This window comes from Paenibacillus sp. FSL F4-0097 (genome assembly GCF_038593125.1).
In the GTDB taxonomy this organism is placed as follows: Bacteria; Bacillota; Bacilli; order Paenibacillales; family Paenibacillaceae; genus Paenibacillus_AQ; species Paenibacillus_AQ odorifer.
In genome coordinates this window covers 5039107-5063438 of record NZ_CP151965.1, presented here as the reverse complement: position 1 = coordinate 5063438, position 24332 = coordinate 5039107, and the positions used below count along the sequence as shown (strand labels likewise).

The 24332-nt window shown below is 46.8% G+C and carries 13 protein-coding genes; 12 read left to right on the top strand and 1 reads right to left on the bottom strand.

Annotated features, from left to right (window positions below; genetic code table 11):
- The first annotated feature begins 197 nt into the window (after window positions 1-197).
- The 9 genes from MHH86_RS22710 (at window position 198) to MHH86_RS22670 (ending at window position 12719) form a co-directional block, all read left to right on the top strand.
- Window positions 198-2408, top strand: coding sequence for a helix-turn-helix domain-containing protein (locus MHH86_RS22710; RefSeq protein ID WP_081383685.1), 2211 nt, complete (start codon window positions 198-200; stop codon window positions 2406-2408).
- Between the two features lie 272 nt (window positions 2409-2680).
- A complete protein-coding gene (locus tag MHH86_RS22705) occupies window positions 2681-3613 on the top strand; it encodes an ABC transporter permease subunit (RefSeq protein WP_235219490.1) in 933 nt (310 codons plus the stop codon).
- Between the two features lie 15 nt (window positions 3614-3628).
- Complete coding sequence (locus MHH86_RS22700; RefSeq protein ID WP_036683268.1) at window positions 3629-4531, top strand: carbohydrate ABC transporter permease; 903 nt, start codon at window positions 3629-3631, stop codon at window positions 4529-4531.
- 137 nt (window positions 4532-4668) lie between these two features.
- Window positions 4669-6294: an extracellular solute-binding protein gene (locus MHH86_RS22695; protein ID WP_342479790.1), complete on the top strand. Its 1626-nt coding sequence runs from the start codon at window positions 4669-4671 to the stop codon at window positions 6292-6294.
- Window positions 6295-6391: 97 nt separating this feature from the next.
- Window positions 6392-7525, top strand: a complete 1134-nt coding sequence (locus MHH86_RS22690) for an SGNH/GDSL hydrolase family protein (protein WP_342479434.1) — start codon at window positions 6392-6394, stop codon at window positions 7523-7525.
- Between the two features lie 66 nt (window positions 7526-7591).
- Window positions 7592-7858, top strand: a complete 267-nt coding sequence (locus MHH86_RS22685) for a hypothetical protein (RefSeq protein WP_036683261.1) — start codon at window positions 7592-7594, stop codon at window positions 7856-7858.
- 8 nt (window positions 7859-7866) lie between these two features.
- Window positions 7867-8019: a hypothetical protein gene (locus tag MHH86_RS22680; protein WP_176462660.1), complete on the top strand. Its 153-nt coding sequence runs from the start codon at window positions 7867-7869 to the stop codon at window positions 8017-8019.
- 11 nt (window positions 8020-8030) lie between these two features.
- On the top strand, window positions 8031-10415 hold the full coding sequence (locus MHH86_RS22675; protein ID WP_342479433.1) for a glycoside hydrolase family 95 protein: 2385 nt from the start codon (window positions 8031-8033) through the stop codon (window positions 10413-10415).
- 249 nt (window positions 10416-10664) lie between these two features.
- Window positions 10665-12719 (top strand): alpha-galactosidase, encoded by a 2055-nt coding sequence (locus MHH86_RS22670; RefSeq protein WP_341430760.1) that lies wholly within the window; start codon window positions 10665-10667, stop codon window positions 12717-12719.
- A gap of 53 nt (window positions 12720-12772) precedes the next feature.
- Here MHH86_RS22670 and MHH86_RS22665 read toward each other — a convergent pair whose 3' ends face one another.
- Entirely contained in the window at window positions 12773-13642 is an 870-nt protein-coding gene (locus tag MHH86_RS22665) for an AraC family transcriptional regulator (RefSeq protein ID WP_342479432.1), read from the bottom strand.
- A gap of 213 nt (window positions 13643-13855) precedes the next feature.
- On the opposite strand from MHH86_RS22665, the gene MHH86_RS22660 reads away from it, so the two are divergent.
- The 3 genes from MHH86_RS22660 (at window position 13856) to MHH86_RS22650 (ending at window position 23338) form a co-directional block, all read left to right on the top strand.
- A complete protein-coding gene (locus MHH86_RS22660; protein ID WP_036683253.1) occupies window positions 13856-16177 on the top strand; it encodes a glycoside hydrolase family 95 protein in 2322 nt (773 codons plus the stop codon).
- Between the two features lie 242 nt (window positions 16178-16419).
- A complete protein-coding gene (locus MHH86_RS22655) occupies window positions 16420-17961 on the top strand; it encodes a response regulator (RefSeq protein WP_036683251.1) in 1542 nt (513 codons plus the stop codon).
- A gap of 382 nt (window positions 17962-18343) precedes the next feature.
- Complete coding sequence (locus tag MHH86_RS22650; protein ID WP_051491279.1) at window positions 18344-23338, top strand: S-layer homology domain-containing protein; 4995 nt, start codon at window positions 18344-18346, stop codon at window positions 23336-23338.
- Window positions 23339-24332 lie beyond the last annotated feature (994 nt).

Genomic DNA, 24332 nt, shown 5'->3' with positions numbered 1-24332 from the left:
ATTTCTGAAGAGGTGCAGGAGGGTGAAGTGAGTTCAAACCCTTGACTATGAAGCAAAATGTTTTAATCTATGGTAATGATAGCGCTATCGAAATGTCATATTGAGGGAGGCTAACTACGCTGAAATATTCCAATATCTTTCGTAAATTTCTAATCTCTTATGTGGTCATTTTGGTCATACCCAGCATTGGCGGGTACATGTCCTATCTAACCTCGATCTCCGTGACACAGTCCATCTCGATTGAGAATGGAGTCACTCAGCTTCAGAAAAGTCAGGAGATATTGGAGCGCCGTATGGCGGAGGTTGAAGGCTTTACCAGGCAATTGGCGGTCAACCAGGAGCTAAATGTTCTTATGAATGAAAGTGAAAATGAGACGAATGTGTATGGGATTTGGAAAACGATGCGGAATGTTTTGACCTTCGGCCAGACTAATGATTTTTTGCAAAACTATTATATTTACCTCGCCAACTATAATCTTATCCTAACCCCAGGTTCGACCTATCGTCCGGAGCATTACTATTCTAATTTCAACTATAAGGATCTTTCGTTACAGGATTGGAGAAAAGAAGTGCTTGAGACAACCCACCGCAGCGAGATCAAGCCACTTAGTGATTTTGTCAGCAGGGGGATGCAAACCTCGGTCATTACCTATATGCAGTCACTCCCCTTGGATAGCTTTAATGATTCCTCGCCGGCCGTCGCAGTCGTGATTATTGATGAAAAAAATATTTCCAGCTTGCTCTCAGGCCTGACCGAGCGATACGGGGGCTGGGTGCATATTAGTGACGCTAAAGGGAATACGATTGTTCTGCAAGGAAGCGATGAGCAGAAAATGGTCAAAATGCTCGACGATCCAGCTTTTGATAAGAATAAGGTCAGTCAGTTCTACAAGGATGATCTGGTGGTTACTACCCGTTCCGATTCCAATGGCTGGGTTTATCAGACCGGGATTCCTCAAGATATTTTGATGGAGAATGCTAACAAGATCAAAAGAATCTCCATACAAATTACGGGAGGCACTCTAATTATCGGTTTGATTGCCGGACTGGTATTAGCTTACCGTAACAGCGCGCCAATCAATCGTATGCTCAGCGTCATGAAGGAGCAATTCGGTAAAGAAGAAGCCTCGGAGAGGAATGAATTTGACTTTTTGAGCGGAAATATTGCCGATATGATTACCAAAAATAAGCTGCTCGAGTCCGAGCTTAACCGCCAGCTTCCTCTGGTCCGAGATGCCTTCCTGAAACGGCTGATTGCCGGTGAATTCAAGACGCGGGATGAAATTATCTCTGCAGCCAAGCAGGCGGATATCAGCATGAATCAGGATACTGGCTACGTAGGAATTGTTCAAATTAACGGTTATGCGGGTATGGACAGTGTTGAAATTCTGAACGAGCTGAGCGCTTCCCGGCTGCTGCTGAAACAGACCTTGGCTGATCTTGGCGTGGATGTCTTGATGACGGATATGGGCTCTGATAAAGTTGTAACGCTGTTCTTTTCTAGGGAAGAAGGAGCTGACAAGGAACAGGAAGCAGCGAATATCACCCAGACGATGGAGGAGCTCGCTCAAAATGTTTTTAATGAGTACCGCATTACCATTCTGGCGGGCTTCGGGGATCTATTCACAGAGGTAACGGAGGTTAGCCTTTCGTATGATCAAGCGAAGCAGGCGCTGGAATATGCAGTTTACATGAATAAGAAAGGAATTATCTGGAGTAGTGAAGCTCAGATCGAGAATACAACTTATTATTATCCGCTGGATTCGGAGCAACGGTTAATCAGCACGATTCGAGCCGGAGAGCTAGAAGAAGCCGAACGGATTGTGCGTGCGATTATCGCCCAGAATATGGAGCAGCGAGAATTATCCATCGAAATGAAGCACCAGCTTGTCGGGGAAATGAAGGGGACTTTTCTCAAGCTATTGGATCAAAAGGCATTTACCGAATATTCAGAGATCGAGAGTGTCAAACGTCGGGTCATAGACATTGGCTCATCAGAGTCGCTTGAGACGATCCAGAACGAATTTTTTGACATTATGGAAGAGCTGTGCGGACTCATTGCGAATAAAAAGAAAGATATTCATATTCAGATCATCAAGCAGATTAAGGACTACACAGCAAAAAACTATTCGGATACGGAACTGACCCTCTACCGGGTGGCGGAACAGGTGGAGCGGCCGGAAAAATACATTTCCCAGCTGTTTAAAGAGGTAACGGGTGTCAACTTCTCCGACCATTTGATAAAAGTCAGAATGGATCAAGCCATTATCCTGCTCAAAGAGAATGGATTAACGGTGGATGAGATTGCCGTGCGGGTGGGCTACAACAGTTCACATTCCTTCAGACGCGCATTTAAAAGGTTGATGGGTGTCTCCCCGAGTACCTATAGACAATCTGTGGATGAATAAAAAAATATGCCATAACATACGGCTGCACTGTCCACTTTGGACGATGCAGTCTTTTTTCTGATTTCAACCCTGCAATTTGGAAAAATGGCCGTTCTACTGCTATTTTGTGCTCCTCAGATAAGGCGATTTGTACGCTGAAGTCCCCAAGTGTACCTTTCTTTTGGAGATAAAAGTCATCTATGATCAATCCGTAGAAAGCGCTATCAAAAATCACAGACATCTGCTTAGGGGGAATTGTTCTGGAGAAAGAAATAGTATTACATCGCAAGTCGTTGCCGAAAAGCAAAGGCCCCGCATTCTTACAAAATGCTCGCAAAAGCATAAAAAAGCACTGGCAGTTACATCTGCTTGTGATTCCGCCTTTGCTGTTTTTTATCATCTTCAAGTATTATCCGATGCTGAACACTGTCCTAGCCTTTAAGGACTATAACGTCATAAAAGGGATATGGGGAAGTCCATGGGTCGGATTTAAAAACTTCCAGCTCTTCTTTGAGAATCCGCAGTTTTGGACGCTGCTCAAGAATACTATTATGCTTAGTGGCTATCAGTTGCTGGCGGGTTTTCCAATCCCGATTATTCTTGCGCTCATGATTAATGAGGTACGGGGAGGAAGGTTTAAGAAATTCGTTCAGCTTGTATCGTTTGCTCCTTATTTCATCTCGACGGTTGTCATGGTGTCAATCGTTATGCTATTTCTGGCCCCACGGCTCGGTTTTGCCAACATTGCACTCAACTTCTTCGGACTGGATTCTATTAACTTCCTAGGTGAACCCGGCATGTTCCGTTCGATTTATGTGTGGACTGATATTTGGCAGACAGCGGGCTACAGTGCAGTCGTATATTTGGCAGCGCTTGCAGGGATAGATCCAACACTTTATGAAGCTGCCAAAGTTGATGGAGCCTCGCGGTTTCAAAAAATCCGTCACGTCGATTTGCCAGGGATTGTGCCAACCATTGTTATCATTTTGATTCTGAATGTGGGGAATGTAATGGCGATCGGCTTTGAAAAAGTCTACCTGCTACAGAACCCGCTTAACCTCGTTAATTCTGAGATCATTGCCACTTATGTCTACCGGGTCGGTCTGTTGAATGCCAATTACAGCTTTGCAACTGCGGTGGGCCTGTTCAACTCCATCATCAACCTGGTTCTCTTATTTACAGTAAACGGTCTGGCGAAAAGAATCACGAAGAACAGCATCTGGTAGGAAAGGAGCTCATCTATGGCAGCAGCAGTTCAAAAAAAGATTAAAGAATCCGTCGGCGACAAAGCGTTCCTGATCACAATCTATATTGTGCTCACTCTTGTGGTAATCGCTGTACTTTATCCGCTTATTTTTATCATCAGCAGCTCAATCAGTAGTCCGGCAGCCGTGACCTCTGGTCGTGTCTGGCTCTGGCCTGTGGATATATCTTTCAAAGGTTTTAAAGTATTGCTGAATACGCCTGAGATTATCACTGGTTATGGAAACTCAATTTTCTACACCGCAGCGGGAACGCTGATTAGTATAACTTTAACGGTTATGATTGCTTATCCACTGTCTCGAAAAGGTTTTTTCGGACGAAATACACTGATGATGATCATTACCTTCACCATGATCTTCAGTGGGGGGCTAATTCCCACCTATTTGGTTGTGAAGGAGATGCATCTGATCGACACTCGCTGGGCGCTGTTGATTCCGAACGCCATTTGGGTCTGGCAGGTCATTATTGCCCGCTCCTTCTTTCAATCCTCGATTCCGGAGGAGCTTTTGGAAGCTAGTGAAATCGACGGCTGTAGTGATATGAGATTCATCTGGAGCGTGGTACTCCCGTTATCCAAACCGATTCTCGCAGTGTTGGTGCTTATGTACGCGGTAGGTCAATGGAATGCCTATTTCGATGCGTTGATTTATCTGAAATCAGCAGATTTGTTCCCCTTACAGCTTGTCCTGCGAAGCATCATCATTCAGAACAACAGCGCTGGTGGGGCTATGGACGTGGGGAAACTGGTCGAGAAACAACAGCTTTCCGAGCTGCTGAAGTATTCCTTAATTGTGATTGCCACCTTGCCGGTACTTGTTATCTATCCTTTCGTACAGCGTTATTTTGTACAGGGGATGCTTGTTGGTTCCGTCAAGGGTTGATCTTAGGAATCTCTTTTTTTGGAAAGGAGGTATGCCCGGAGTACACACTTAAGGTATCATCGTATCACCTGCTAAATTACAAAAGGGAGTGATAATATTTGAAGAAGCAAAGCTTGATAACTTTACTAATTCTGGTCATGGCATTTACGGTTGTAATTAGCGGATGTGCAAATAAAAATACAGGTAACGCATCCAGCACGCAGCAGGGCTCTGGTTCGGGTTCGTCTGGCAAGCCGGTTGAGATCAGCGTGTTCTCAGTTCAGGAATCCGGCATCGACCTTTCGACCAATAAATTCACAAAACATGTAGAAGAGAAATTTAATTTCAAATTCAACTGGCAGATCAATCCATCGGATGGTGCTCAGGAAAAACGCCAGATCTCACTGGCGAGTGGCGACTATCCAGATGCCTACCTGCTTACTCACTATATTGATCAATTCTCACAGGCCGATCTACTGAAATACGGCAAGCAAGGTGTACTCATTCCGCTAAATGATCTGATTGATAAATATGCTCCTAATATTAAAGCAGCCATGGAAAAGAACTCTGACCTAAGAACGTTTAATACTGCACCTGATGGCAACATTTACGGACTTGTAGCTTATACAGAATGCTTCCACTGTTCCTATCCTAGCAAAATGTGGCTGAATACTGAGTGGATGAAAAAGCTTAACTTGGAGATGCCGAAGACCACTGAGGAATTCAAAAATGTATTGAAAGCCTTTAAAACGCAAGACCCGAACGGCAACGGCAAAGCGGATGAAGTGCCGCTAAGCGGTTCCATCGAGGAGTTCGGCGTACGGATCGTTCCTTTCTTGATGAACGCATTTGTTTATGATGATGATCGCAATTACCTGAACATGAAGGATGGAAAGGTCCAATCTGTTGCCATTACCCCGGAGTGGAAAGAAGGATTGACCTATATTAAATCTCTGTTTGACGAAGGTTTGATTGATCCGGGTGCCTTTACACAAAACGCGGAAGCTTTTAAGAAAATCGGTGAAAATGCTGATGCAGAAATTCTAGGTGTCGGTGCGGGTATGCACCCAGCGATCTTCGTAAACATCGACCCGGGGAATACCCGCTCAGCACATTACAACCCGCTTCCTCCGATTTCGGGACCTTCAGGAATTTCTTATGCGACTCATGATGGAGGCGGCGTAGTCCCGGGTGCAAAATTCGTGATCACAAACAAAGCAAGTGAAGAAGCGCAAATTACACTGATCAAGATGGTGGATTATATGTTCACACCAGAAGGCCAAACGAATGGCGCAGCTGGCCTGAAGGGAACCGATTGGACCGATCCGGTTGAAGGCGATGTGGCGTTGGGTAAAGATGTTAAACCGATGATCAAATTAATTCCAGGTGAAGAAGGCGCAGCACCACGTAATGCGGGCTGGAGTGGTATGGCTCACTTCTATGAGCCTAAAGAATACCGTGATACTTACGTTCAAGGTACCGACATCTTTGCTTCTGATGGTTACGAACGTAGATTGTATGATGCGACTCTGCTATACGAAGGTCATGAACCTAAAGAGTTGTTCCCTATCTGGTCGATCTGGATTGATCCAAGTGAGATTGATGAAGCCAGCTTGCTGAAGACAAATTTGAAAAATTACATCGAACAAAATGAGCTGCAATTCATCACAGGCAACAAGGATCTGAACAAGGACTGGGACGCTTATGTAAAGGGATTGCAGAACTTGAAGCTTGACCGTTATCTCGAAATTTTACAAAAGGCTTATGATACTTCAAAAAAATAAATATTGAAATCAGAATCAGGTGCTGTATGATAGACCCCGCACCTGATTTCTTGATTTCAAGGAGAAAATATGGTTTTTTATGGATGGAGGTTGAGTTATGACAGACGAGAAACATTGCAATCATTCATTTGTAGTTCCGCGCCGTGGACTACCTCAAATTAACGGCAGGCTTACGGAAAAAGGGACTGTGACCGTTGCCTTTTTAGGCGGCTCAATTACGGAGGGGGCAGGTGCTTCCGAAGCAGACACATATAGCTGGAGAGCGCTCACCGGTAAGTATCTTCAGGAACGGTTTGCGGATCAGGAGTTCCGCTTCATCAACGCAGGAGTGGGAGGAACGAACTCAACTTTAGGTGCTCATCGATTACAGGAGCATGTCCTGCAGCAGGGCACAATTGATTTGTTATTCGTTGAATTTAGCGTCAATGACGGCAGTGACCGGGAAGAATCCATTAGAGGGATGGAGGGCATTGTCCGCCAATGCAGACGGTTGTCACCGGGCACTGATATTTGCTTTTTGTATACGGCAGCAGAGAAGAATCTCTCCGGGAGCAATCCCTTTAATATCGCTGTCCATGAAGAAGTAGCTGAGCATTATAAGCTTCCCTCTGTTAATTTTGCAGCTAGAGTCTATGCGCAGCTAAAGGCGGGACAAATGGAGTGGACTAAGCTGGCACCGGATGGATATCATCCCAATGATGACGGTCATGCGCTGTATGCTTCCTTTTTGCGAGAGTATCTGGAGACAGCGCTTGTTCCTGGCAAGACGAATTTGAGCAGCGAAAGCTCTTTAGATATTCCACCCTTAGCGGAGCAAAATTATGAATATGGCAGTCTGCTTGATTTCCGCGCGGCTGATCATGTGAACGGTTACGAACTTCGCGAACTGTCTGCAGGAGATCCGCTGATGAACTGGCGTTTTGGAACAGAGCATCTGTATACCCATAGCAAGGAGGCTATGTTTTCTTTTACCGTAACCGGGCAAAGCGCAGGCTTGATGCTGTTCTACGGACCGGACAGCGGGATTTTTGAATATTCGCTTAATGACAGTTCTTATAAAGCTGTGAACTTATTCGATGAATGGTGTCCGCTTGCCTTTCGGCCTATTATCGCCATGTTTCCGATCCGGGAACAACGTCAAGAACTGCGGGTTACAGTACGCATTACGGGGCTGAAGGACGAACAGAGTAAAGGTACCAGCCTGCGTATTCTGAAACTGCTGCACAATTGATTATTTTAAGTGGAGATATTATACTGCCAAATATTAAGCGTTTACAAAAAAAGAAAGGCGGTGCCGATGATCACTTCTGCCGAGAACAATGCCTTAACTACTCCTACTGTAATCCGCCTGACGGATTATGGAGTACTGCCGGATTCTGGTTTAGACGCGCAGCCAGCCATGGTTCGGGCAATTCAGGCTGTCGCTGAAATTCCCGGCCCGGGACTACTGGATTGCCGAAGGGCTGCTATCATTTCTATCCGGACGAGGCCATCCGGAAACCTTATTTTATCTCGAATACTGCCAGCGAGGAAGAGAACCGGGATGTCACTAATCCAAGTTTGAGAGTATTGATGCGTTGGCCCTTAGTACCAAGAGCACCTGCGGACTGGTCTTTAAGTGCAATGGAATTCCGGCAGGCAGTGGTGAGGCTTGATGATGCGATTGAATTAAATGCCTGCAGTGAGGTTGAAATTGCTGATAATTTACTAAATGACAGATGGTGAGGAGAGCGCGTATGAAACTTCAATATGACAAGCCAGCATATGTATGGACGGAAGGACTTCCAATTGGGAATGGACGTCTGGGCGGTATGATCTTCGGTGGTGTGGAACAGGAGAAAATTAGTCTGAACGAGGATACGCTTTGGTCAGGATACCCAAAAGAGGGTAACAATCCCGGTGCTAAAAACGTTCTGCCAAAGGTGCGACAGCTGATTCAAGAAGGCCGCTATGTTGAGGCGGACACGCTGACCAGAGAAATGATGGGGCCGTATACTCAATCTTATTTACCTTTTGGTGATCTATTGCTTCGTTTTGAGCATGGCAACGTCTATCATTCTTATCAGCGTACACTGGATGTGGAAAATGCGCTGCATCGCATTGAATATCAGATTGGCAATGTTACTTATACCCGTGAGATGTTCGCTTCTCATCCTGATCAGTTGCTTGTACTTCGTTTGACCGCAAGTGTGCCAGGCGCATTGAATGTGCATGCTACGCTGGAAAGTCCGCTCCGGCACAACCTTTATTCGCAAGGCGACAGCTTTGTACTATCGGGAACGGCACCGGAGCATGTAGATCCAAGCTATTTCGGGAGCGACAATCCCATCCGATACGGTGAATCAGGCAGCAGCAAGGGAATGGCTTTCGAAGGACAACTCTCCGTGACGGCGGATGACGGCCAAGTAACGGTTGATGGCAGTGGGATTCATTTGCTGGGTGCGACAGCGGCAACCTTTTATTTCAGTGCGGCTACAGGCTTTAACGGGTATGACCTAATCCCGGGAGTTCAAGGAAAAGATGCCTCCACCATTGCAGCCTCTTTCTTGGCAGATGCTCAAGGCAAGTCTTATACCAGCCTGCTTCAAGCGCATATCACCGATTACCGGGTACTTTTCGATCGGGTGAAGCTTCGGCTGGGCAAGCCGCTGGCGCCGGAAGGAATGTCAACCGAGCAGCGGATTACGACTTACTCCGCGCAAGATCCGGGTCTAGTTGAGCTGCTGTTCCATTTCGGACGTTATTTGCTGATCGCAAGCTCGCGCCCCGGAACGCAGGCTGCCAATCTTCAGGGAATATGGAATGCCTCTACTCGTCCGCCTTGGAGCAGTAACTATACACTGAATATCAATACAGAAATGAACTATTGGCCCGCTGAGATTTGCAATCTGGCAGAATGTCATGAGCCACTTTTGGATTTCGTCGGCAATCTGGCGAAGAGAGGGGCGGATACCGCTCGGACCAACTATGGCACCCGGGGCTGGGTAGCTCATCATAACTCGGATCTTTGGGCACACACTGCACCGGTAGGTGATTATGGCGATGGAGATCCAAGCTGGGCTTATTGGCCAATGGGGGGTATCTGGCTGACTCAGCATCTTTGGGAACATTATGCTTTTGGCGGAGACACTGAATACTTGCGGGCTTCGGCTTATCCTGTCATGAAAGAGGCGGCTCTGTTCGCATTGGATTGGCTAATTGACGATGGCAAAGGCAATCTTGTGACCTCCCCGTCCACTTCACCAGAGCATAAATTCCGGACAGCGGAAGGTGTGGCTGCGGTCAGCCCGGGTGCCACAATGGATATATCGCTGATCTGGGAGTTGTTCACGAACTGTATCGAGGCATCTGTGATTCTTGGAACGGATGAAGCTTTGCGTGAAGAGCTGAAAAGTACCCGTGAGCGTCTATTGCCAATGCAGGTTGGCAAGTACGGGCAACTGCAGGAATGGTCCTCTGATTTTGAGGATGAGGACATGTATCACAGACATACCTCGCATCTGGTTGGTATTTATCCGGGCCGCCAGTTGTCAGAAGAAGAGACCCCTGAGCTATTTGCTGCGGCAAGAACCTCGCTGGAGCGGCGCGGGGATGAAAGCACAGGCTGGAGTCTGGGCTGGAGAGTAGCTTTATGGAGCCGCTTCCGGGATGGAAACCGTTCCCTGCGTCTGCTCTCCAACATGCTGCGGCTGGTGAAGGACGGGGAGTCGGAGCAGTATAATCACGGCGGAGTTTATGCCAATCTGCTCGGCGCACATCCGCCGTTCCAGATTGATGGCAACTTTGCAGCCTCCGCCGGGATTGCCGAAATGCTGCTGCAATCTCACCGCGGCTATCTCGAACTACTGCCTGCATTGCCGAATGAATGGCAGGAGGGAAGCGTTGCAGGCTTACGTGCCCGCGGTGGCTTTGAAGTCAGCATTCAGTGGGACAACGGCAAGCTAGTGGAAGCGCAGATCACTTCCCTGCTGGGCACAGAATGTGTGATCCGCATGGATACTTCACTTAAGGTAACCTGTGGCAGCCACGATATACAATGTGAACGTTCCGCCGAAGGAAGGGTAAGCTTCGCTACAACCGCGGGGCAATCCTACAAGCTTATCATTGATGACCAGCAATAATCCGTTTAATAAGCGTATGAACAGCAGTAGGACCTGAACGTCTGGTCCTGCTGCTGTTTTTTGTATTGCTGCATGAATCTTCAGGATCCAGCAGTGTTTAGGTAAGATGTGTTAGATCGCGGTATGGATCGGAAGATCGTTGTATAGAAAACGCTTTATCCGCTCTTTATAATGAGGTCATACTTGGGGGATACAGCTACTGAGACTACCGCCTTCAAGGTCCAAAATGCAGCAACAAGGAGGCAAATTATGCTAACTGACAGTAATACAACCGTAAACGTGAATACAGACACAACGTCTCTTATCCGTGTAACCAATGGCCTAGTGAATCTGGAGATTGATCTCGGAACAGGTGAGTCATCCGTTGTCGGCGGGACTTTTGCACATGTAAAGGGGATTCGCAGCGCCTTTCGCTGGCAGGGCCGGGAATATAATACTGAACACTATCAGAGCCACGTGCTGAAGTTGCAGGAAGAGGTTGTTCGTGAAGGTTTTGGCAAAGGTGTTCATCTAGTGATTGTGCATGAAACATCCCTGCTGCCACAGCTGGAGCAGCATTTTTATATTTATGAGTCATCCTCATATGTGCTGATGCAAAGTGCGATCGCAAGCAATGAGGATATCAAAGCGAACCGCATGGCGGTCATTCAGAGCAAATCGGTATCACTCGGCGGCGAGTCAGGTCAGCCGGATGAACCAAGCATCCTGCGTGTGCCTTACGACAACGATAAATGGGTCAGATATACAGTGGTGAAGCCACCTATGGATACAGAGAGCTACGAGGTAACAGCAGTGTTCGCGCCGGATAGCCGGCGAGGGATTATCATGGGTTCCATAACTCATAAGGTGTGGAAAACGGGTATCCGTATCAAAAGCGAGCGAAGCGGCCAGATCGAGGAGCTGGATCTTTACGGTGGGGCTGTGAGTGAATTAACCCGCGACTTTCAGCCGCACGGTTATGTAAAAGGCAAAAGAGTGGAGTCACCGCTTGTATTCGTAGGTTTTTATGACGATTACAGAGAAGGTCTTGAAGCTTACGGCCGGGCCAATACATGGATTGAAGCTCCGCTGGCTTGGGAGGGTGGCGTTCCTGTTGGCTGGAATAGCTGGTCTGCCGCAATGGCTGAACTCGATTATGATTTGTATACGTCGACCAGTGAGTTTTTGAAAAAAGAAGTGCAGCCGTTAGGATTCCAGAATGAGGATACGCTGTACATCAACTTTGACGCTTTTTGGGATAATTTCACAGCAGAAGAGATGAAAAATGCACTTGAGCTAGTGCGGAAGAATGGTCATAGACCGGGAACCTACTGGACCCCTTTCGCTTTCTGGGGAAGTCCTTCTCAGTTCGGAGATGTCGTGGAGGGTACGAACGGTAAATACACCTATGGCGATATCCTGCTTCGGGACAGCGAAGGAGAGATTCTGCCGGATGTTGATGGAGGGCTAGCCATTGACCCCACACATCCGGGGAACCTGCAAAGAATGGATTGGTATACAAATAAATTCATCTCGGAAGGATTCGAGTATATCAAGCTGGATTTCTTAGCACATGGCGCACTGGAAGGGCAGCATCACAATCCGGAGATTACGACGGGCATTGCGGCGTATCACTACGGTATGTCCTACTTGCAGAACAAGCTGTCTCTAGAGGTAATTGGTCGACCGTTCTTTATTAATCTGTCCATCGCACCGTTGTTCCCTTATGCATTTGCACATAGCCGGCGTGTCTCTTGTGATGTTTTTGGCACGCTGCAGGATACAGAATACATGCTCAACTCTTTAACCCATGGCTGGTGGATGAGCGATTCATTGTACCGTTACAATGATCCTGACCATTCCGTACTGTACAAGAGCCATAACCAGGAAGCCACGGTCTGGCATGAAGGTCGGAGCCGACTAACCGCTTCGGTGATCGCGGGAACGGTGCTGCTGCTAGGGGATGACTTCCGAAAAGAGGAAGCCGCCGCCCGGGCCAAAGCTTGGCTGAGCAATAAGGACATTATGGATGTTGCTCGTCTTGGCAAAACCTTCAGACCGATAGAAGGGGACCTCGGCAAGCAATCCTGTGATACTTTTGTGCTCGAATCTGCAGAAGAAAATGCTTTTTATATAGCCGTCTTCAATTACGATGCCGTGAAATCCGCTCCTAGATCTATCTCATTAGAACGTGCAGGGCTGAATGCTCAAGGTGCTTACCAGCTGCTGGACCTATGGGAAGGTGTAGAAGGGGAAACCTCAGGAGAGCTGGAAGTTACGCTTGAACCCGCAGAATCTAAAATCTTCAAATTGACAGCAAAATAAAAAAGAATACGCGCCCTCTGCTTCTTGCGGATAGCGCGTATTTTTTTTATAACCTATATTTGTATTCGGCTTAGCGGATTAAGGCGGTATTGTGTGGGATTTATGCCGTAACAGGCACTGAAATGTCTGGAAAAGGGATGGATCGAAGGATAGCCTAATTTCTCAGCAATGGCAGTAACACTTAGCTCGCTCTCCAGAAGCAGACCTGCCGCCCGTCGCATAACGAGATTATGATGATAAGCGCGCGGCGTCATCCCGGTTTCTCGCAGAAACAGCTCATGAAAATAGGTTCGCTTGAGTCCGCAGAGCTGTGCCCAGTCTTCGATAGATTTACCACGTTCGGGATGAGTGTTCAAATACTCCAACAGGCGGACAATCCGATAATCGCTTGGCTGATGCTGATGGAGGGCATTATACCAGCTTAATATCCAACCGTATAACAAGCTATGGACCGCTTCATTCCGGTAGAATATCGCTTCATTGTATATTTTGGCAATCATCACAAGACTATCGTATAGCTGTGGATATTTAGCTAGCGGGAAGACGCAAGGCAATTCGTTCAGCTCGGCACAGGGGGCTTCGGTGGCCTTTTTCTCAAGCCTAAAGGGTTCAGGCGCATGGATAAAAGAAAGATTAGTAGACATAGGTGACTGCTTGTCCCACAGATCAAAATAGACATTGTAGGACGAGAGTGGATGAGAAGGGGAAATATGAAAGGCATGTGGCTGGCCGGGACGGAGAAACACCAGTGTTCTACGCTCAATCGGATAACGTATTCCGTCGATTTCCATCTCACCGGGGCCATCGGTAAACAGATGAAAAGCGTAGGCATTGCCGACGCGCAGATGCTCATTGCTGCTGCCGTCGTACAGATAAGGCATGATTGCTCCAACATACGGTGTGATTTCAGATAGTTTGTTCATACTATACCCCTTGTCTAGAAGTATTTCTTAATTCTGGATTGTAGTTAAATGTTGGGATAACGGATAAATTGTCAAATGAATGAACGAGTCAACAAAGACTATTAGTACTGATGATGTTACGATAAATGCGATAAATACACAATGTTAATAACAAAAAAAGCGGATTAATTAACAACAAATTTCGAAGGTCTATTACAGACAGGAGACGATCTAATGAGCGATTTTAAATTGTGGTATTCAACCCCTGCAACAAGCTGGTCGCAAGGTTTGCCATTGGGCAACGGAAGAATAGGTGCTGTTATAATGGCGGCGCCGCATCGTGAGGTTTGGAGCATGAGCGAGGTGACCTATTGGTCTGGGCAAAAGGATCCCGACCCTGCTCCTGCCGGAGGTAGAACTGCGCTTGAAGAGGCGCAAAGTCACTTTTTTGCCGGCGATTATGACAGCGGTGATCGTTTAGCCAAACAGTACCTACAGCCTAAAAAACAAAATTTCGGTACGAACCTGGGATTATGCGAGGTTGTTATTGATTTTGCCCAGGATGTGGATGTTGAACCAGGCGGTATGTTTCGGCGGGAGCTGGAATTGACAAGTGCAGTGGCTGGGGCGGTCTATGAGAGCGGCGAAACAACCATCCATCGAGAGGTCTTCGCTTCACATGCCGATGATCTGGTAGTTTCAAGAATTTGGAGCGATAAGCCTGGAGGTGTATCCTTTACGCTTGCCATCGAAGGTGGCACAGAATCGTTTACGACTGAGGTTGTGGATGGCGACACCATTGAATTCAAGGGGCAAGCTACAGAAAAGGTGCACAGTAATGGTAAATGCGGGGTATGGGCAAAAGGGCAGCTCAAAGTAAGTCTATCCGGCGGTACGATCTACAGGGGGGATGGCCGATTAAGAGTTTCCGGAGCTAATGAGGCCCGGATTTATTTTGGGGTCAGTACCGATTATCGCCGGAGCAACCAGGATTGGGAGACGGAGAGCTACAGCAACCTACGGCAGGCTTTAACCAAAGGTTATGCACAGTTAAAAGAAGATCATATTCAAGATTACCGTCAGGAATATGAAAAGGTGGATATTCAATTGGGAAGCTCCGGGAAAGAAAGTCTGCCTACCGATCAGCGGATTAGGTTGCTGGCACAGGATCAGGTGGAGGACCCTCATTTGTTCGCATTGTTCCTCCAGTATGGCCGCTACCTGACCATTGCCGGATCACGGGAAGATTCACCTCTTCCACTGCACTTGCAGGGAATCTGGAATGACGGTGAGGCTTGCCGTATGGGCTGGAGCTGCGACTATCATCTCGATATTAATACACAGATGAATTATTATCCGACAGAAGTCGTGAACCTTGGGGACAGCCATCTTCCATTGATGCGATATATTGAAGATTTATCTCAGGCGGGAAGATCAACTGCACGCGATTTTTATGGCAGCAAAGGATGGGTGGCGCATGTATTCTCTAACGTCTGGGGGTTTACAGCTCCGGGCTGGGAAACCTCATGGGGGCTCAATGTCACAGGCGGATTATGGATTGCAACCCATCTGATGGAGCATTATGAATATAGTCAGGATCGTGTATTTCTAGAGCGCCAGGCATATCCTGTTCTAAAAGAAGCCGCAGAATTCTTCCTCGACTATATGACGATTCATCCGAAATATGGCTGGCTGGTGACGGGGCCTTCGAACTCGCCAGAGAACAGCTTCTATCCCGCAGATAGCAGCGAGGGTGCACAGCAGCTGTCTATGGGCTCGACCATGGATCAAGTGCTCGTGCAGGATCTTTTCGAGTTCTGCCTGAAGTCTGCGGTGTTACTTGATACAGATGTTGAGCTTCAGCTGAAGCTAGAGGAAGCTATTGCTAAGTTACCCCCGCTACAGATTGGCAAAAGAGGTCAGCTGCAGGAGTGGCTTGAAGATTATGAGGAAGCACAACCTGAGCATCGACACTTGGCTCATTTGTTCGCTTTGTATCCAAGCAACCAGATTACACCGGACAGAACACCGGAGTTAAGTGCGGCAGCAAGGGTAACGCTGGAGAACCGGATGGCTCAGGAAGAACTGGAGGATGTAGAGTTCACCGCCGCCTTATTTGGCCTTAGTTTTGCCAGACTATATGACGGGGAGAAGGCGTATAAGCATATCTCTCATTTGATTAGCGGATTGTGCTTCGATAATCTGTTCAGTTTCTCTAAATCAGGGATTGGTGGAGCAGAGTGCAATATCTTTGTCGTGGATGGCAACTTTGGCGGGACGGCTACCATTGCAGAGATGCTGCTGCAAAGCCACGCGGATGAAATTCATCTGTTGCCAGCGCTCCCGCAAGCCTGGAATACAGGATCGGTGTCTGGATTACGAGCCAAAGGAAAGGTAGAGGTAGACATAGTTTGGGAGAAGGGGCAGTTGACGGAAGCTACGCTTCGCACCTACTCACCGGGAACGGTGACCCTTCGATGGGGAGATCAGAGAAATACCTTCCAAGCAGAAACAGGAGGAAGCTACTATTTCAACAGCCAATTGGAGCTGTTATAATGATTCGGCGGGGGCGATGAGCCTCCGTTTTCATTATGCGTCCGAATAATGATGAGTAGGTATCGAAGAGCTATCTGGTCTGCTTAGGACCCGATAGCCTTTTTACAAGCACGTTGGGATTAGATCTTACAAAGTAACGATTCATGCCTGAAAATGACTTACATTAATTTGGTCGATGATCGCCTAAGGGGAAAAGAATATAATAGGAGCAAATACAGACAACAAGTAGGAGGAAACCTCAGGTGTATAGTATTTTTCTGGTAGATGATGAAGAAATGGGTCTTGAGATGATGAGAGATTATATCCGCTGGGAAGAGATGGGCATCTATGTCGTTGGAACAGCGAGCAATGGTAGAGAAGCTTTGGAGAAAATAGAGGCTTTTCAACCGGATATTATTCTTACAGATGTTCAGATGCCGATAATGAATGGAATTGAGTTGGCTAAAAAAATACATGAATGTTATGACCATATGCAAATTATGTTCCTCACCGGACATGATGAATTCCACTATGTTAAATCGGCCCTTAATGTAGGAGCTGTCGGATATTTACTGAAGCCGCTAGATTTGACTGAAATTGAAAGCGTTATCGAAAAGGTTAAAGCACGCTGCGAAGAGGTTCAGATGAAACAACGTTCTATGGAGGCTGCTAAAACTAAAATTCTTAAGGAACTTTCTTTTGAAAAAAATGCGGAGCAAGCCGCAGAGCTGGCAAATAACTTCAACAGGCTGACACGTCTCCCAGAGAGTAATCGTTATACCATGGCACTGTTCAGCATCGATCCCAAAGAGGCGGAGGGTGAGCAGCAGAGTCTGGAAGAGTGTATGAGCCGGCTGATCTCTTATCTGGATCACTTTTTTAAGGCGAAAAATATAGAGGTTGTTTTTGTTCCTTACAAGGATGGCGAGACAGGTGTGTTTATGGAAGCAACTCAACAACCTGGCTATTATGCTTGGGAGGATTTAGCTGTGGCTATTCGTAGTGCGCTGGATTTTACGGTGACGGCAGCAGTCGGGGCGCTGGCAGCAGAATTAGCGCTGGTCCATAATCTGTATAAGCAGACGCGTGTGATTTTAAATGAACGTTTTTATAAAGGCACGGGCTTAATTATTCATGCCGCGGCTATTTCGAATCAGTTCGACAGTGAACATATGCCACCTTTTGAGAGAAAAGAGTGGTTTGAAGCTATCAATCAGCTGGACTTCGAGCAGGCCGCACAAAAGCTGCATCAATATTTCGTGGGATTGGCCACGCTGAGAATCAAGAAAAAAATCATCTGTAATTGGGCGATTGATCTTGTTGATGAACTGCTAGAGCAGCTGCATCAGTCGGTTCCCGAGGGCTTTAAGCGGGCGGAGCTCTATCATTCCATCTATAATGCGCTGACTTTACATGAGATCGAGGATTTAATCCTGGGCACTGCGGGTGATGCCGTGAGCATGCTAGGTGAGCGACTTATGGATAAAAATACAAAGCTCGTCCACAAGGTTCGCACCGTGATCGAACAAAATTACGATCAGCCGATTACGATTAATAGTCTGTCTGATCAGGTTTATCTGTCACCGAACTACTTAAGATCTATTTTTAAGGATAAAACAGGCATCACGATCCACGATTATTTAACCCGTATTCGGCTTGATAAGGCTAAGGAGCTGCTCGCAGACGGGTCACTGAAGATTCAAGATATTGCCCAGAGAGTGGGTTACGAAAGCACGTCTTATTTTATTTCTCTATTTCTGAAGAACCTTGGGGTCACACCTAACGAGTATAGGAAAAATATTTAACCTTCCGCACTTCTGCTTACTGAATAGAAAGAAAAGTCGCTTTCCTTTATGAATTGTAAACTTGCGATATGGAAAGATGCCCCTTTGCTTTTTACAATAAGCATGTATTACAACTCAGCACATGTGAGGGGCTTGATTCATTATTGCGATTAAAGGAAGCTTTTTTACAAATCTAATTGCGATAGCGCTTTCAAGAAATCCAGACGGCAATAGTTGGATACAGCATTCTTGAGAGAGTAATCGGTACGGGCCGTTCATTCCTTACATGACGTTACTTACAACAAGGAGAGGAGTTCTGAAGACGTTATTTGGAAAAAGGAACAACTGATGAATTGCAACCGGAAGGCTTTTCTTATATCAGAAAGTTAAATGGAGGGATTAAATGTTTGGACGTGTAATGAAAAGAGGGTTCTTGTTCTTTCTTATGATCAGCTTAGTGTTAGGCAGCGGTGGTCAGTTTGCCGGCAAGGTTTACGCCGAGGATACAAATAGCTATGAAGCTGAAGCGGATGGGAATATTCTGACGGGTAATGCGTCAATTTCTGACCACCCAGCGGCTTCCGGAGGGAAAAAAGTGGGCGGCATGTATCAAGGCAGCTCCTTGTTGTTCAATAATGTGACCGTAAACGAGCCAGGGAATTATAAAATTACAGTGTATTATATTTCTGGCGATTCGCGCCCGTTTAATATCAGTGCCAATGGCGGTGACAAGCAATTTGAAGAACCGTCCAAGACTGTGGACTGGGATACGGTAGGCACTTATGATGTGACGCTTCCGCTGAACGCGGGTGCTAATAACATCTTGATCGATGACAACAACTGGTATTCTCCAGACATCGATAAGATCGTAATCCGTGGACTAGACGACAGCGATCCAGGTGAAGGACCCGGAGGTGACTGGAAGGAGAAGCTGCATGGTGTGATCATGGAAGCCGAGGCTACTGAGAATATGCTTACAGGCAACGCCAAAGTGGCGGACAGCAGTGTGGGCTCTGGCGGTAAAATCGTAACGGATCTGAACAAAAACAGTTCCTTACAGTTCACAAATGTTGCAGTACCAGTAGCGGGAACGTATTTAATCCGCATCTCCTATATTTCCGGCGATCAACGTCCTGTCTATATGCAGGTTAACGATGGAATGGATGAAATGATCGACCTGCCAAAGACGGCAAGCTGGAGCACCGTGGGAACCTATGATGTGGAGGCCTCTTTGGTAGAGGGTTTGAATACTATCACCTTCTCAGATCATGATTGGTATTCTCCAGATTTCGACCGGATAGAAATTATTCCTTATACCCTCAGCTATGAAGCAGAATCTCCGCTCAATGTTTTGACAGGTGAGGCCCAAGTTTCCGAAAGCCCGAATGCTTCGGGTGGCCAGAAGGTAGGGTACTTGAATAGCGGCAGCTCCATAACCTTCAACAAGATTACAGCCCCTATGACTGGTGATTACCGAATCACAGTCGCCTACATTTCAGGTGACCCACGCAGCTTCTACGTTAGTGCGAATGGTGGTGCAGAACAGTATTATGAGCTGCCCAAGACACCGGACTGGGATACGGTTGGAATGTATGAACTTACACTGCCACTGAACGAAGGCGAGAATACAATCAAATTTACAGATGGCAACTGGTATGCGCCAGATCTGGACCGAATTATAGTTGAGCCAGCCATGGGTGTGGATCCTAATCCCCCAGTGGAGGAAGACGGTGATTTAGGAACACCGGGCGCTTCGAAGAACTACGGAGCTATCACAGTTACCGAATATACTTACGGACTGCTTGTATCAAATGGCCAATATGAAGTGTCCTATAATACCAAGTCTGGATATGCAAGCTATAACTGGGCTGACGGACAGAAGCTGCATGGGATCTATAGCAGTATCAAAATCGGCGATACGCTCGTTGAGACTACAAGCTATGAGAGTCATACAATTGTTGGTGCTCCGGTAGAAATTCAGGATGGTTTCGGCAAAGGCGTGGAGCTAACTTTTGTCCACACTTCCACAGGAAAACCGACGCTAAAGCAGGTCTACAAGTTTTATGACGATCAAAAGTATTTTCTGACCCGTCTGGATGTCGCCAGCGATACAGCGGTCAAGACCAACTATATGTCACCTATTACCGTAAAACGTACAGGTGGTGTGGATATCGGAGCTAGTGCGGATAATCGTGTGCTTACAGTTCCTTTTGACAACGATGCTTGGATTCGTTATAAATCTCAATCTATGAACCGTGCAGATACCAGCTATGAGGTGACTACTGTGTTTAACAACTCGACACGCAGCGGCCTTGTGCTTGGCTCTGTAACTCATGATACCTGGAAGACAGGCATCGACTGGAAAGGTTCCGCCAATCGGCTGAATGAACTGGTCGTATATGGCGGTGCAGCTAGTGATGTCACACGCGATACCCAGCCTCATGGCAGCTTAAGTGGAACAAACTTATCCTCACCTATGATCATGGTAGGGGCTTTCAGTGATTACCGTACAGGGCTTGAGGAGTATGGTAAAGCTAATGCGATCATTACACCTGCACTTGAGCTAAACCCCGAGCTGCCACAAGGCGTACCGGTTGGTTTTAATAGCTGGGGAGCTTACGAGGGTACGCTTTCCTATCAGGATGTAGTGGATGTCTCCAATTACTATAAAGAGAATCTGCAAAATTTCAATAATAACGGCAATGTTTTTATTAATATGGATTCTTATTGGGATAATCTGAATGATAAGCAGCTGGCTGACGCCGTATCGGTAATTAAAGGCAATGGCCAGCATGCGGGTATTTATTGGGCACCGTTTGTATACTGGGGCAACAATATGAACCAGATTGTAGAGGGAACTGACAATAAATATACTTACGGCGATATTGTCCTTAAGGATGCCGCGGGTCAACCGCTGCCAACTCTGGACGGGGCTTTTCCTTTGGATGTAACACATCCTGGTGCCCAATTGCGCATGAACTATTTTTTGGACAAATTTAAAGGTCTGGGCTTCACCTTCATCAAATTAGATTTTTTAACGCATGGTTCGCTTGAGGGGCAACATTTCGATCCAACTATAACGACAGGAATCCAAGCTTATAATGAAGGAATGCGTTATGTGAAAGAACGTCTGGATGGAAAAATGTTCATTAGCGCATCAATTGCGCCTATTTTCCCGAGCCAATATGCGCATAGCCGACGAATTTCCTGCGACACATACGGCAAGATCAATGAAACCGAATATATGCTGAATTCATTAACCTATGGCTTTTGGCAAAATGGCACGATCTACACCTACACCGATCCTGATCATTTGGCATTGGCCCGTGCTACCAGCTTGACTGAAGCGCGTAGCCGTATGAACTCTGGCGTTATCGCTGGAACAGTACTGCTTGGCTCTGACAATGTTAACGACTCAAAAGCACAGGAGTACATGACCGCTTTGTTCAACAACAAGGATGTTCTCGATTTAGCTTTAAAAGGAAAAGTGTTCAAGCCACTTGAAGGAAATACAAACGCCAATGCCGCTGATACTTTTGTTATGAAGGATGGCAATGATTATTATCTGGCCGTATTCAATTACAGTGCATCTGCTTCGGCAGATAAGCAAGTTGATCTTGGCCGCGCTGGACTGGATGCTGCAGAGACTTATACTACGCAAGATCTCTGGACAGGAGAAGTTTCCTCTGTCACAGGAACTATGAAATTGTCCTTGCAGCCGACAGAGTCGAAATTGGTAAAATTGACGGCTGCACCTAAGCAAGTAACCGGTATAACACTGGATAAGAAAGAGCTTTCGTTGACCGCAGGTGAAACCGGCAAATTGACGGCTACGGTATCGCCGGAAGATGCGACGGATAAAGCAGTCCTCTGGACTTCGAGCGATACCTCTGTAGCTACCGTAGTCTACGGAACATTAACCGCTGTAGAAGCTGGAAAGGCCACCATTACTGTGGAAACGGTAGACGGTGGGTTCAAAGCATCGGCAAAAATCACGGTCAAAGAGGCCTCTACAGGAGAACCGAGCAATCCAGGAAATCCGGGAGAGCCAGGAAATCCAGGAGAGCCTAGTAATCCGGGAGAGCCTAGTAATCCAGGAGAACCGAGCAGTCCGGGAGAACCGAGTAATCCTGGAGAGCCTAGTAATCCTGGGAATCCAGGAAACAATGGCGGTACCTCTGGTAGTACCTCTGGTAGTACCTCTGGCAGTACTTCGGGTCAAGAGAATGTTGCGGGCACTTTGATTCTCATGCCAGATATGCTGGAATTGGACAGTTCTACTGGCCAGGTAGTGGTTGAGATTAAAGGGGACATCCAACAATTTCAGTTATCCTCTGCTGTAGTCCGACAGTTGGCGAACCACACCCTAGTTTTGAATGCGGGTAAGCTCTCCTTGCAGGTACCAGCGGAGCTAATTCACCAGCTACAAAACAAGCTGCCAGAGGGACAGCGGGAAGATAGCACGATTGCCCTGAAGATGGTGAACCTCAGCAGCAAGGCCGATGAGTTAGTTGCTACAGTGGCTAGTTCTACTAATGCGGCTGTTGTACTCAAGGGAGACATCTATGAATTTAGTCTTTCTATTACCACCAAGTCAGGCATTACAGACACACTCGCTACATTTGATAAGCCAATAACACTCATCATGCCAGTGGCAGAAGGCTTCAATGCTAAACGAGGCGGTGTTTATTATATCGCGGACAATGGCAGGCTGGAATATATTCAAGCTGATTATGCTAACGGTGTATTAAAAGCTGAGGTCAGCCACTTCAGCAAATATGCTGTGCTGGAGTTGAACCGCATCTTTGTCGATGTGCCGGCCAATCACTGGGCTAACCCAGTAATCCAAGAGCTGTCGTCCAAGCTATATGTGCAGGGCACAAGCAAAGAAAAGTTTGAACCAAGCCGGGCAGTTACACGTGCCGAGTTCACTTCGATGCTTGTTCATGCCCTTGGACTGACCGCGACAGGAAAAGAAAGCTTTGCTGATGTTGCTCCATCTGCCTGGTATGCGGAGCCTATCTCAATCGCTTACAAGGCGGGAATCGTGAGTGGTAGAAGTGCGTCCAAGTTTGAGCCGGGAGCACAAATCACCCGTGAAGAAATCACGGTGATGCTAATGAAGGCTTACGAGCTGAACAACGGCGTAACAGCCAATGGTGCAACAACCAACGGCGCAACAACCAATGGTGAAACAACCAACGGTGCAACAACTAACGGCGCAACTGCCGCAGCGTTCACCGACATAAATCAGGTGTCTGCTTGGGCCACTGCTTCTGTTAATGAAGCGGCCAGTCTAGGACTGATTCAAGGTCAAAGTCATGAACGGTTTGCACCAAAAGGAATCGCTTCGCGCGCAGAAGCGGCTCAAGTGATCTATAATTTGATTTTGAAGTAAGCTGAAATCACTACAAAAGAGCGACTCTCCATTAACCGGAGAGTCGGCTTTTTTGATAGATCAGTTGATGAAATTAGCTACTTTATCGAACTTTACTAATAGGTACTACATTACTATTAGGTACATTGCTGTTCGGCAGTTACTAAAACCGCACTTTACTATCTATCGGAACTTACTCCAGCGAAGTAGAATCCCGTGCAAAAGTCGAGCACACCCCAGCAAAGTAGAATCCCGTGCAAAAGTCGAACACACTCCGGCAATGTAGAATCCCCCGCAAAAGTCGAGCACAAATCGGCAATGTAGAATCCCCCGCAAAAGTCGAGCACACATCGGCAAAGTAGATCATAGTTAGAACACATCGGACCGTGTCGCAGCTATTTCGGAAATTTGAGTCATTTTACAAAGATTTCGGACTGTATAGATCTTATTGTTATTAAATTGTCCAGAATTACTGCGTAAACGAGTCATTAGCTGCATCTGAGTCCGATAGTCGAGCAAAATGCCCCGAATCATCGAAATAAGGTCCCCTCGGTCCGATGCGTAGGAGGAAGGAGTATAAGTTGGAACACACTAAGACACTCTGGCAAAGTAGAATCCCGCACAAAAGTCTAGCACACCCCAGCAATGTAGAATCCCGCGCAAAAGTAGAACACATCGGACCGTATCGCAGCTATTTCGGAAATTTGAGTCATTTTACAAAGATTTCGGACTGTATAGCTCTTATTGTTATTAAATTGTCCAGAATTACTACGTAAATGAGTCAATAGCTGCATCTGAGTCCGATAGTCGAGCAAAATGCCCCGAATCATCGAAATAGGGTCCCCTCGGTCCGATAGGAATGAGGAGGGAATATAAGTCGAACACACCTCAGAAAAGTAGAATCTCGCGCAAAAGTAGAACACTCCTCAGCAAAGTAGAATCCCGCGCAAAAGTAGAACATATCTCAGTAAAGTAGAATCTCTCGCGCAAAGTAGAACACATCGGACCGTATTGC

Coding starts and splice junctions, on each gene's coding strand:
- MHH86_RS22710 (WP_081383685.1), top strand. CDS start 198: ATGTCCTATCTAACCTCGATCTCCGTGACACAGTCCATCTCGATTGAG.
- MHH86_RS22670 (WP_341430760.1), top strand. CDS start 10,665: ATGCTAACTGACAGTAATACAACCGTAAACGTGAATACAGACACAACG.
- MHH86_RS22675 (WP_342479433.1), top strand. CDS start 8,031: ATGAAACTTCAATATGACAAGCCAGCATATGTATGGACGGAAGGACTT.
- MHH86_RS22695 (WP_342479790.1), top strand. CDS start 4,669: ATGGCATTTACGGTTGTAATTAGCGGATGTGCAAATAAAAATACAGGT.
- MHH86_RS22665 (WP_342479432.1), bottom strand. CDS start 13,642: ATGAACAAACTATCTGAAATCACACCGTATGTTGGAGCAATCATGCCT.
- MHH86_RS22650 (WP_051491279.1), top strand. CDS start 18,344: ATGTTTGGACGTGTAATGAAAAGAGGGTTCTTGTTCTTTCTTATGATC.
- MHH86_RS22700 (WP_036683268.1), top strand. CDS start 3,629: ATGGCAGCAGCAGTTCAAAAAAAGATTAAAGAATCCGTCGGCGACAAA.
- MHH86_RS22680 (WP_176462660.1), top strand. CDS start 7,867: ATGCGTTGGCCCTTAGTACCAAGAGCACCTGCGGACTGGTCTTTAAGT.
- MHH86_RS22690 (WP_342479434.1), top strand. CDS start 6,392: ATGACAGACGAGAAACATTGCAATCATTCATTTGTAGTTCCGCGCCGT.
- MHH86_RS22660 (WP_036683253.1), top strand. CDS start 13,856: ATGAGCGATTTTAAATTGTGGTATTCAACCCCTGCAACAAGCTGGTCG.
- MHH86_RS22685 (WP_036683261.1), top strand. CDS start 7,592: ATGATCACTTCTGCCGAGAACAATGCCTTAACTACTCCTACTGTAATC.